This is a genomic window from Actinomadura rifamycini DSM 43936 (assembly GCF_000425065.1).
Lineage (GTDB): Bacteria > Actinomycetota > Actinomycetes > Streptosporangiales > Streptosporangiaceae > Spirillospora > Spirillospora rifamycini.
The window spans coordinates 1-12,673 of sequence record NZ_AULB01000058.1; the positions used below are offsets into that span (position 1 = coordinate 1).

Annotated in this window: 2 protein-coding genes; both read right to left on the reverse strand. The window is 77.0% G+C overall.

The genetic code is table 11. The features are described from left to right. The coding region (locus tag H505_RS0133010; protein ID WP_026405360.1) for a type I polyketide synthase at positions 1 to 6,736 on the reverse strand (6,736 nt) is incomplete at its 3' end. A 27-nt stretch (positions 6,737 to 6,763) separates the two neighbouring features. After that, on the reverse strand, positions 6,764 to 12,673 hold a 5,910-nt coding region (locus tag H505_RS45985), incomplete at its 5' end, for a type I polyketide synthase (RefSeq protein WP_157433229.1).

A 12,673-nucleotide genomic window follows, 5' to 3' on the forward strand; every position in this document is an offset into this window, starting at 1 on the left:
CCAGGAAGGCCGCCAGCCGTTGGGCTTGTCCGGCCAGGGACCCCGTGCTCCGGGCCGAGACCACCAGCGGCACCGGGCCGTCGGACGGCGGCACCTCCTCGGCGACCGGTTCCTCCGGCACTTCCTCAAGGATGAGGTGCGCGTTCGTCCCGCTGATCCCGAACGACGACACGCCCGCTCGGCGCGGATGCCCGTTCGGTGACCAGTCCCGTGCCTCGGCCAGGAGCTCGACGGCGCCGGTCGACCAGTCCACCTGGGACGTGGGTTCTTCGACGTGCAGGGTCGGCGGCATGACGCCGTGCCGCATCGCCTGCACCATCTTGATGACGCTCGCGACACCGGCGGCGGCCTGCGTGTGCCCGATGTTCGACTTCAGCGAGCCCAGCCATACCGGGCTCTCCTCGCCGCGTCCCTTGCCGTAGGTGGCCAGGAGCGCCTGCGCCTCGATCGGGTCGCCCAGGGCCGTCCCGGTCCCGTGGCCCTCGACCACGTCGACCTCCGACGGGGCGAGTCCCGCGTTGGCCAGGGCGGCGCGGATCACCCGCTGCTGCGACGGACCGTTCGGCGCCGTCAGCCCGTTCGACGCACCGTCCTGGTTCACCGCGCTGCCCCGCAGCACCGCCAGCACCTTGTGGCCGCGCTCGCGCGCCACCGACAGGCGCTCCAAGACGACGATGCCGACGCCCTCGGACAGGACCGTGCCGTCCGCGCCCGACGCGTACGCCTTGCAGCGGCCGTCCTCGGCCAGGCCCCGCTGCCGCGACATGCCGAGCACGCCGATCGGCGAACCCATCACCGCGACGCCGCCCGCCAGCGCCATCGAGCACTCGCCGGACCGCAGCGCCTGGGCGGCCATGTGCATCGCGACGAGGGAGGACGAGCACGCGGTGTCGATCGTGACGGCCGGGCCCTCGAACCCGAACACGTACGACACGCGGCCGGAGGCGACGCTCCCCGCCGTGGCGGTCGTGACGAAGCCCTCCAGCTCCGCGGGCATGTTGCTCAGGGATTCGAGGTAGTCGTGGATGGACACGCCGGAGAACACGCCGATGTCGGCGCCGCGCGCCGCGGTCGGGTCGACGCCCGCCCGTTCGAGCGCCTCCCAGGACGCCTCCAGCAGCAGCCGCTGCTGCGGGTCCATCGCGAGCGCCTCGCGCGGTGAGATCCCGAAGAACCCGGCGTCGAACTGGGCGGCCTCGTGCAGGAACCCGCCCCGGGTGGTGTACGAGGTGCCCGCGCGCTCCGGGTCGGCGTCGAACAGGGCGTCCAGGTCCCAGCCGCGGTCGTCGGGGAAGGACGACATGCCCTCGCGGCCCTCGGACACCAGCCGCCACAGGTCGTCCGGGCCGGTGACCTGACCCGGCAGGCGGCACGCCATGCCGACGATCGCGATGGGGTCGCCGGCGTCGGCGGCGCCCGCGGCGGTCGCCGCGCGGGCGCCGGACGCGGCGGGCGCCTCGTCGCCGTGCTCGTCGCCGAGTTCCTCGCGCAGGTGGCGGGCGAGCGCCACCGGGGTCGGGTAGTCGAAGATCAGCGTGGCGGGCAGTTTGACCCCGGTCGCCGCGCTCAGCCGGTTCCGCAGCTCGACCGCGGTCAGGGAGTCGAACCCGATGTCGCTGAAGCCGCGGGTGCCCTGCGCCAGTTCCGGCCCGGTGAAGCCGAGCACCCCGCCCGCCTCGTCCTGGACGAGCGACAGCAGGACGCCCTCCCGCTCCTCCGGCGGCAGCCCAGCGAGCCTGCGCAGCAGCCCGCCGCCGTCGCCGGCGGCCCGCGCCACCCGCCGGCCGGTGCGGACCAGGCCGCGCAGCAGGTGCGGGACGTCCTCGCCCGCCGCGGCCTTGCCGCGCAGCGTCCGCAGGTCCAGCTTGATCGGGACCAGCAGCGCCCGGTCGGCGTGCAGCCCGGTGTCGAGCATCTCCAGGCCCTCGGCGGGCGTCATCGCGAGGACGCCGCCGCGGCTCATCCGCGCCTGGTCGGTGGCGCCGAGGTGCGCGGTCAGGCCGTCGCTCTGCTCCCATAGCCCCCACGCCAGGGACAGCCCCGGCAGGCCCGCCGCGCGGCGGCCCGCCATCAGCCCGTCCAGGTACGCGTTCGCCGCCGCGTAGTTGCCCTGGCCGGCGGACCCCATGAGCGCGGCGGCCGACGAGAACACCACGAACGCGTCCAGGTCCGTGCCGCGGGTCAGCTCGTCGAGGTGCCGCACCGCGTCGACCTTCGGCGCGAACACCCCCGCCAGCCGCTCCGGGGTCAGCGCGCCGATCACGCCGTCGTCCAGGACGCCCGCCATGTGGACGACGCCGGTCAGGGGGCGCTCGGCGGGGACGGACGCCAGCAGGTCCGCGACCTGGTCCCGGTCGGCGACGTCGCAGGCGGCCACGGACACGTCCGCGCCCTGCTCGGCGAGTTCGGCGACCAGGGCGTCGACGCCGTCGGCGTCCGGGCCCCGGCGGCTGGCCAGCAGCAGGTGCCGGACGCCGTGCCGGGCGACCAGGTGGCGGGCCGCGAGAGCACCCAGCGTCCCGCCGCCCGAGACCAGGACCGTCCCGTCCGGGCCGAACACCGGCTCGGTGCCGGCGGCCCGGTCGGTGACGCGCGCGAGGCGCGGCACGGCGAGCGTCCCGCCGCGCACCGCGACCTGCGGCTCACCGGACGCCAGCGCCGCGCCCACGGCGGAGCCGGGCCCGTCGGCGGACGCCGGGTCGAGGTCGAGCAGGACGATCCGCTCCGGGTTCTCGGACTGCGCGGCACGGACGAGGCCCCACACCGCCGACGCCGCCGGGTCGGTCACCGCGCCGTCCCCGGCGGGGACGGCGCCGCGGGTGACGACCACGAGCCGCGCCTCCCCGGCGTCCGCGGCGTCCGCGGCGTCCGCGAGCCACGCCTGGACGACGTCCAGCACGCGGCACGCCAGGTCCAGCTCCGCGCGCGGGCCGTCCCCGCCGAACGCCTCCAGGACCGCCACCGGGGGCGCGTCCGCGCCGGTGCCCAGGGCCGCCACGTCGTCCGCGGTCGCCACCGCCGCCCACGCGGGCGCGGGCGCGGGGTCCTGCGGAGGAGCGGGCAGGTCGGTCCAGTCCACCTGGAACAGGGCGTCGTGGATCGCCGCCGTGTCCGCCAGCGCCGCCTGCTCGGGGGACACCTCGCGCAGGACCAGCGAGTCCATCGCCAGGACCGGCGCGCCGGTCTGGTCGGCGGCCTCCACGGACATCGTGTCCGAGCCGTCCGACGCGACCCGCACCCGCAGCGCAGGCGCGCCGACGGCGTGCAGCCGCACGCCGTTCCAGGAGAACGGCATCACCGACCGCCCGGACCCCTCCCCGGCGGCCGCGGCGGCGACCGTCCCGGTCTGGAGCGCCGCGTCCAGCAGGGCCGGGTGGAGGCCGAACCCGGCGGCCGCCTCGCGGTGCCCGTCGGGGAGCGCGACCTCGGCGAAGACCTCCTCGCCGCGCCGCCACACCGTCCGGACGCCCTGGAAGACCGGCCCGTACGCGAAGCCGCGGCCGGCCAGGTCGGCGTAGAAGTCCCCGACCTCGACCTCCTGCGCGCCCGGCGGCGGCCACGCGGCGAAATCGAACGCGGCGCCGGTGCCCGGCTCGGCCGACAGGACGCCCGTGGCGTGCCGCGTCCACACGTCCGGGCCGTCCTCGCGCTGCGCGAACACCTCCACCGTCCGCGCCCCGCCGCCGTCCGGGCCGCCCACCACGACCTGCACCCGGACGCCGCCGCGCTCGGGCAGCACCACGGGCGCCTCGGTCACCAGCTCGTCCAGCACCGGGCACCCGGCCTCGTCCCCGGCCCGCAGCGCCAGCTCGACCAGGCCGGTGCCGGGGAAGAGGACCGTGCCGCCGATCGCGTGGTCGGCGAGCCAGGGGTGCGTCCGCAGCGACAGCCGCGAGGTGAACACCAGCCCGTCGGACTCCGGCAGCCGGAGGACGGCGCCGAGCAGCGGATGGCCGGCCGCCGCCTGCCCCAGCGACGCCGCGTCGGCCCGTTCGGCCGAATGGAGCCAGTAGTGCCGGCGGTCGAACGCGTACGTCGGCAGGTCCGGACGTCCGTCCGCGGCGGGCGCGACCGCGCTCCAGTCGACGGCGACGCCGCAGACGAACAGCTCGGCCATCGACGTCAGCAGCCGCCGCGTCCCGCCGTCGTCGCGGCGCAGCGACCCGGTCACGACGGCGTCGGCGGCCCGGTCGTCGGCGAGCTCGGCGATCGGCTGCACCAGCACCGGGTGGGCGCTCACCTCCACGAATACCGTGTGGCCCCGGCCGAACAGGTCGGCGACCGCGGGCCCGAACCGCACCCGGGAGCGCAGGTTCCGGTACCAGTAGCCGCCGTCGACGGCCCCGGCGTCCCGCACCCAGCCGTCCGTGACGGTGGACCGGAACGGGATCGCCGGCGCCTGGGCCTCGATCCCCGCCAGGGCCTTGGCGAGGGTGTCCTCGATGTCCTCGACGTGGCGGGTGTGAGACGCGTAGTCGACGGCGATGCGCCGCACGCGGACGCCGTCGGCGTCCAGTGCCTCGACCGCTTCGTCGAGCGCGTCGGCGTCCCCGGCGATCACCACGGAGGAGGGGCTGTTGACCGCGGCGATCTCGACGCGGTCCGCCCACGGTTCCAGGCGGGCGGTCGCGTCCGCTTCCGAGAGCGCGACCGAGGCCATGCCGCCGCGTCCCGAGAGTTCGGCGGCGATGGCTTGGCTTCGCAGCGCCACGACCTTGGCGGCGTCCTCCAAGGACAGGGCGCCCGCGACGCACGCGGCGGCGATCTCGCCTTGCGAGTGCCCGACCACGGCGTCGGGCTTTACTCCGACCGACTCCCACACCGCCGCCAGGCCGACCATGACCGCGAAGCTCGCAGGCTGGAGGACATCGACCCGGTCCAGGAAGCCTGGCTCGGTGTCGCCGCGCAGGACGTCTGTGAGCGACCAGTCCACCCACCGCTCCAGCGCGGCGGCGCACTCGGCGACCCGCTCGGCGAACACCGGCGAGCCGTCAAGCAGCTCGCGGCCCATGCCGACCCACTGCGTGCCCTGGCCGGGGAAGACCCACACGACCTTCCCCGGTGCGCCGGCTGCCCCGGGGGACGCCACGAGACCGGACGCGTTCTCCCCGCGCGCCAACGCGTCCAGTGCGTGCAGCGCCTCCTCGCGGGAGTCCGCGACCACGACCGCGCGCTCGTGCAGCACCGAACGGCCCGCTGCCAGCGCCCCGGCGACCGCGGGGAGGGACGCCTCGGTCCGGTTGAGGAACGCCGCCAAGCGTTCGGCCTGCCCGGCCAGGGACGCGGTGCTCCGGGCCGAGACCACCAGCGGCACCGGGCCGTCGGACGGCGGTGCCTCTTCGGCCGCCGGTTCCTCGGGTGCCTCTTCCAGGATCAGGTGCGCGTTCGTCCCGCTGACGCCGAAGGACGAGACCCCGGCGCGGCGCGGACGTCCGTCCGGCGCCCACTCCCGGGCCTCTGTCAGCAGCTCGACGGCGCCGGTCGACCAGTCCACCTGGGACGTGGGCTCTTCGACGTGCAGGGTCGGCGGCATGACGCCGTGGCGCATCGCCTGCACCACTTTGATGACGCTCGCGACACCGGCGGCGGCCTGCGCGTGCCCGATGTTCGACTTCACCGACCCGAGCCACAGCGGCTCCTCGGGATCGCGCTCCTTGCCGTAGGTGGCCAGGAGCGCCTGCGCCTCGATCGGGTCGCCGAGGGCCGTCCCGGTGCCGTGGCCCTCGACGACGTCCACGTCGGACGGGGACAGGCCGGCGTTGGCCAGCGCTGCGCGGATCACCCGCTGCTGCGACGGACCGTTCGGCGCCGTCAGCCCGTTCGACGCGCCGTCCTGGTTCACCGCGCTGCCGCGCAGCACCGCAAGTACCTTGTGCCCGCGCTCCCGCGCCACCGACAGGCGCTCCAGGACGAGCACGCCGACGCCCTCGGCCAGGCCCATGCCGTCCGCGCCGTCCGCGAACGCCTTGCAGCGGCCGTCCTCGGCCAGGCCCCGCTGCCGGGAGAACACGATGAACGAGTTGGGGCTCGACATCACCATCGCGCCGCCCGCCAGCGCCATCGAGCACTCGCCCGACCGCAGCGCCTGCGCCGCCAGGTGCATCGCGACGAGGGAGGACGAGCACGCGGTGTCGATCGTGACCGCCGGGCCCTCGAACCCGAACACGTACGACACCCGGCCCGACGCCACGCTCGACGCCAGACCGGTGCCGGCGAAGCTGTGCATCTCCGGCCCCTCGACACCGGCGCCGTAGCCCTGCCCGGCGACGCCGGTGAACACGCCGACGTCGCCGCCCTTCAGCGAGGCCGGGTCGATGCCGCCGCCCTCCAGGGCCTCCCACGAGGTCTCCAGCAGGAGCCGCTGCTGCGGATCCATCGCGAGCGCCTCGCGCGGCGAGATGCCGAAGAACCCGGCGTCGAACAGCCCGGCCTCGTGCAGGAACCCGCCCTGGCCGACGTACGTGGTGCCCGACCGGTCGGGATCGGGGTCGAACAGGCCGTCCAGGTCCCAGCCCCGGTCGTCCGGGAAGCCGGACACCGCGTCCCGGCCCTCGGACACCAGCCGCCACAGGTCGTCCGGTCCGGCCACCCCGCCGGGCAGCCGGCACGCCATGCCGACGATCGCGATCGGCTCGCGGAACGCGCCGAGGAGCCGGCGGTTCCGCCGCTTCAGCGTGCCGACCTCCTCCACCGACTTCCGCAGCGCCTCCACGACCTGCTCATACGACGCACTCAACGAACCGCCCCAATCAGTTCCACGGGCCTACTCCTCGCCCATCGCCAGTTGCACGAGGTCGTCGACGTCCAGTTCGGCGACCGGCCGCGCGTCCCCGTCGGACGCCCCGTCCGGTCCGGTCTCGCCCAGGTCGGCCAGCCTGGTCAGCACGTCGACCAGTCCCGCCTCGCGCAGCCGCGCCAGCGGGACCGAGGCGAGCACGTGCCGCAGCCGCTCCTCGTCCAGGGCCGCGCCGGACGTCCCGCCGCCCGCGCCGTTGCCCGTCCCGCCGGCCGGGCCGGCGTCCGGGACCAGTTCCGTGCGCAGGTGGCGGGCGAGGGCCTGCGGGGTCGGGTAGTCGAACACCAGCGTGGCCGGGAGCTTCAGCCCGGTCGTCTCGCGCAGCCGGTTGCGCAGCTCCACCGAGGTCAGCGAGTCGAACCCGGCGTCCTGGAACGCCGCGTCCGCCCGCACCGCCTCCGGCCCGGCGTGGCCGAGCACGGCGGCGACCTGGCCGCGCACCAGGTCGAGGAGCAGGGCCTCCTGCTCGTCGGCGGCGAGCCCGGCCAGCGTGCGCGGCAGCGCGTCGCCGTCCGCGGCGGCCGTCCGCGCCTGCCTGCGGCCGGCCCGGACCAGCCCGCGCAGGACGGGCGGCAGCGTGCCGCCGGACTCGGCGTCCGCCCGCAGCGCGGCCGTGTCCAGCTTGATCGGCACCAGCAGGGACTCGTCCAGCCGCAGCGCGTCGTCGAACGCCGCCAGGCCCTCGGCCCGCGTCAGTTCCAGGACGCCGCCGCGGTCGGCGCGCGCGTGGTCGACGGCGCCGAGGTGGGCGGCCATGCCGACACCGCGCTCCCACAGGCCCCACGCCAGTGACAGGCCCGGCAGGCCCGCGGCGCGGCGGCTCGCCATCAACCCGTCCAGGTAGGCGTTCGCCGCCGCGTAGTTGCCCTGGCCGCCGCCGCCGGCCACGCCCGCGACGGACGAGAACACGACGAACGCGTCCAGCTGCATGCCCCGGGTCAGCTCGTCCAGGTGCCGCACCGCGTCGACCTTCGGCGCGAACACCCCGGCGAGCCGCTCCGGCGTCAGCGCGCCGATCACGCCGTCGTCGAAGACACCGGCGGTGTGGACGACTCCGCTCAGGGGATGCTCGGCGGGCACGGACCCCAGCAGCGCCGCGACCTGGTCGCGGTCCGCGAGGTCGCAGGCGACCACCGACACTTCCGCGCCCTGGTCGGACAGCTCGGCGACCAAGGCGTCCGCCCCTTCGGCGTCCGGGCCCCGGCGGCTCGCCAGGAGCAGGCGGCGGACGCCGTGCCGCGCGACCAGATGCCGGGCGGCCAAGCCGCCGAGGGCGCCCGCGCCCGACACCAGCACCGTCCCCTCCGAACCGAACGCCACCGGGACGTCCGCCACTGGCACGGAACCGGCGGCGCGGGCGAGACGCGGAACGGACAGGGCCGTGCCGCGCACCGCGACCTGCGGCTCACCCGATGCGAGCACCGCGCCCAGCACCGGCCCGGCGTCACCCGCCGACGCGGGATCGAGGTCGAGCAGGACGATCCGGTCCGGGTGCTCGGCCTGCGCCGACCGGACCAGGCCCCACACCGCCGACGCCGCCGGGTCGGTCACCGCGCCGTCCCCGGCGGGCACCGCACCCCGGGTCGCGATCACCAGCCGCGACTCCTCCAGCGCGGGCGCGGCCAGCCACGCCTGCACGGCGCCCAGCACGCGGGACGTCACCGCCAGCGCCGCGTCGGGGCCGCCTCCGTCGGCGTCCAGGACGGCCGCCCGCGGGACGGTCCCGCCCTCGGCGAGCGCCGCCACGTCCGAGGCGCCGTGCACCGGCGTCCAGGACGGCGCGGGCTCCCCGAGCGGCGCGGGCAGTCCGGTCCACCGCACCCGGAACAGCGCGTCCGCGCTCCCGGACGCCGCGGCGCCCAGCCGCTCGGCGGACACGGGCCGGGACACCAGCGAGTCCATCGTCAGGACCGGCCCGCCGGTCTCGTCGGCGGCCTCGACCGCCAGCGCGTCGGTGCCCGCGGGCGCGAGCCGCACCCGCAGCACCGACGCTCCGGAAGCGTGCAGGGCCAGCCCGTTCCACGCGAACGCCAGCACCGGCTCTCCCGGCTCGTCCGCGCCGCCGACGGTGGCGGCCTGGAGGGCGGCGTCCAGCAGCGCCGGGTGGAGCCCGAACCGGGCCGCGTCCTTGCGGAGGTCGTCGGGGAGCGCGGCTTCGGCGAAGACCTCCTCGCCGCGCCGCCACACGGCCCGCAGCCCCTGGAACGCGGGCCCGTACCCGTAGCCGCGTTCGGCGAGGCCGGAGTAGAAGCCGGCGACGTCGACCTCCGCCGCGCCCGGCGGCGGCCACGCCGCGAAGTCGAACCCGGTACCGGCGTCCGGCTCGGCCGACAGGACGCCGGTGGCGTGCCGCGTCCACGCGTCGCCGCCGCCGTCGCGCCGCGAGAACACCTCCACGGTGCGGGCGCCGTCCCCGCCGGGGCCGCTCACGGCGACCTGCACGCGGACGCCGCCGTGCTCGGGCACCGCCAGCGGCGCCTCGATCACCAGCTCGTCCAGCGCCGGGCAGCCCGCCTCGTCCCCGGCCCGCACGGCCAGCTCGACCAGCCCGCTCCCCGGGAGGAGCACCGACCCGCCGACCGCGTGGTCGGCCAGCCACGGGTGGGTCCGCAGCGACAGCCGCGAGGTGAACACCAGCCCGCCGGACTGCGGCAGGTGCACGACCGCGCCCAGCAGCGGGTGGTCGGCCGCGGCCTGGCCGAGGGACTCCGCGTCCGTCGCCGGCCCGGCGGGCTTAAGCCAGTAGTGCCGGTGGTCGAACGCGTACGTCGGCAGCGCCACCCGGCCGGGCGGGACGTCCGGCAGCACGGCGCTCCAGTCGAGCGCGACGCCCCGGACGTACGCCTCGGCCATCGAGGTGAGCAGGCGCCGCATGCCGCCGTCGTCGCGGCGCAGCGACCCGGTCACCACGGCGTCGACGTCGGTGCCGTCCACGACCTCGCTGATCGGCTGCACGAGCACCGGGTGCGCGCTCATCTCGACGAACACCGAGTGCCCCCGGTCGAGCAGCTCGGCGACGGCGGGCCCGAACCTGACCTGGGCGCGCAGGTTCCGGTACCAGTAGTCGCCGTCGACGACCCCGGCCCCCTCGATCCACTCGCCCGTCACCGTCGACAGCCACGGGACGGCCGGCGCCTGCGCGCGGATCCCGGCCAGCTTCTCCGCCAGCAGCCCCCGGATGTCCTCGACCTGGTTGGTGTGCGACCCGTAGTCCACGGGGACCCGCCGCACCCGGACGCCCCGGTCTTCGACGGCCGCCAGCGCCTCGGACAGGGCGCCGGCCTCGCCGGCGACCACCACCGACGCGGGCCCGTTGACCGCCGCGACCTGCACGCGGTCCGCCCACGGCGCCAGCAGGGCGGCCGCGTCGTCCTCGCCGAGCGCCACCGACGCCATCCCGCCGCGCCCGGCGAGGCCCGCGGCGATGGCCTGGCTGCGCAGCGCCACCACCCGGACGGCGTCCTCCAGCGAGAGCGCGCCGGACACGCACGCTGCGGCGATCTCGCCCTGGGAGTGCCCCACCACGGCGTCCGGCCGCAGCCCGTACGACCGCCACACCTCGGCCAGTCCCACCATCACGGCGAAGCTCGCCGGCTGCACCACGTCGACCCGGTCCAGCAGGTCGGGGGCGGCGCGGCCGCGCAGCACGTCGGTCAGCGACCAGTCGACGAGGCCCGCGAGCGCGGCGGCGCACTCGCCGACCCGCCCGGCGAACGCCGGGGAGGAGTCCAGCAGTTCGCGGCCCATGCCGATCCACTGCGCGCCCTGCCCCGGGAACACCCACACGACCTTGCCCGGCGTGCCCGCCCGGCCGGTGACCACGCCGCCCGCGGCCTCGCCGCGGGCCAGCGCCGCCAGCCCCGCCTTCGCTTCGGCGCGGGACCCGGCGACCACCACCGCGCGCTCGTCCAGCGCGGCGCGGTCGGACACCAGCGCCCCGGCGGCGGCCGGGAGCGGGACGTCGCCGTCGAGGAACGCGGCCAGCCGGGCGGCCTGCCCCGCCAGCGCCCCGGCGCCGCGGGCGGACACCACCACGGGCAGCACGCCGTGCGCCGCGCCGTCCCCGGCGCCGGGCTCGGCGTCGTCGGCCAGCTCGTCCGGCGGCGCCTCCTCCAGGATCAGGTGCGCGTTCGTCCCGCTGACCCCGAACGCCGACACCCCGGCCCGGCGCGGACGCCCGGCGCGGGGCCAGGCGCGGGACTCGGTCAGCAGCTCGACGGCCCCGGCGGACCAGTCGACCTCGGGGGTGGGCGCGTCCACGTGCAGCGTCGCGGGGAGCGTCTCGTTGCGCAGCGCCTGCACCATCTTGATCACGCTGGCGACACCGGCGGCGGCCTGCGCGTGCCCGATGTTGGACTTCAGCGACCCGAGCCACAGCGGCTGCCCGGCGTCCCGGTCCTGCCCGTAGGTGGCCAGGAGCGCCTGCGCCTCGATCGGGTCGCCGAGGGCCGTCCCGGTGCCGTGGCCCTCGACGACGTCCACGTCGGACGGCACGAGCCCGGCGTTGGCGAGGGCGGCGCGGATCACCCGCTGCTGCGAGGGCCCGTTCGGCGCCGTCAGCCCGTTCGACGCGCCGTCCTGGTTCACGGCGCTGCCGCGCAGCACCGCCAGCACCTGGTGGCCGCGCTCGCGCGCCACCGACAGGCGCTCCAGGACGAGCACGCCGGCGCCCTCGGCCCAGCCGGTGCCGTCGGCCGCGGCGGCGAACGCCTTGCAGCGCCCGTCGACGGCCAGGCCGCGCTGCCGGGAGAACTCCACGAAGGCGCCCGGGTTCGCCATGACCGTCGCGCCCCCGGCCAGCGCCATCGAGCACTCGCCGGACCGCAGCGACTGCGCCGCCAGATGCATCGCCACCAGCGACGACGAGCACGCCGAGTCGATCGTGACCGCCGGGCCCTCGAACCCGAACACGTACGACACCCGGCCCGACACGACGCTGGACGACCCGCCCGTCCCGGCGAAGCCCTCCAGTTCCGGCGTGACGACGTCGGCGCCCGGCGCGACGTAGCCCTGGCCGAAGGCGCCGACGAACACGCCGACGTCCGCGCCCCGGTACGCCGTCGCGTCGACGCCCGCGGTCTCCAGCGCCTCCCACGAGGTCTCCAGCAGCAGCCGCTGCTGCGGGTCCATCGCGAGCGCCTCGCGCGGCGAGATGCCGAAGAACCCGGCGTCGAACAGCCCGGCCTCGTGCAGGAACCCGCCCCGGTCGGTGTAGGACGTGCCGGGGCGCTCCCAGTCCGGGTCGAACAGGCCGTCCAGGTCCCAGCCCCGGTCGGTGGGGAAGCCGGACACCGCGTCCCGGCGCTCCGCCACCAGCCGCCACAGGTCGTCCGGACCGGCCACCCCGCCGGGCAGCCGGCACGCCATGCCGACGACGGCGATCGGCTCGTCGGCGTCGGCCGCGGCGGTGGCCCGCGCCACCGGGGCGGGCGCCGCGTCGCCGGACCCGTCCCCGAGTTCGGCGCGCAGGTGGCGGGCGAGGGCCTGCGGGTTGGGGTGGTCGAACACCAGCGTGGCGGGCAGCTTCAGCCCGGTGGCCTCGCGCAGCCGGTTGCGCAGCTCCACCGCCGTGAGCGAGTCGAACCCGGCGTCCCGGAAGGCCGCGTCCGCCCGGACCGCGCCCGCCCCGGCGTGCCCGAGCACCGCGGCGACCTGGCCGCGGACCAGGTCCAGCAGCAGGGCGAGCCGGTCGTCCGGGGTGAGACCCGCGAGCCGCTCGGCCAGCCCGCCGCGCGCGCCGCCGCTGTCCGCGGCCTGCGCCGCCTGCCGGCGGCGGCCGACGCGGACCAGGCCGCGCAGCATGTGCGGCACCGCCCCGCCCGCCGCGGCGTCGGCGCGGACGCTGCGCAGGTCGATCCGGGCGGGGACGAGGAGCGA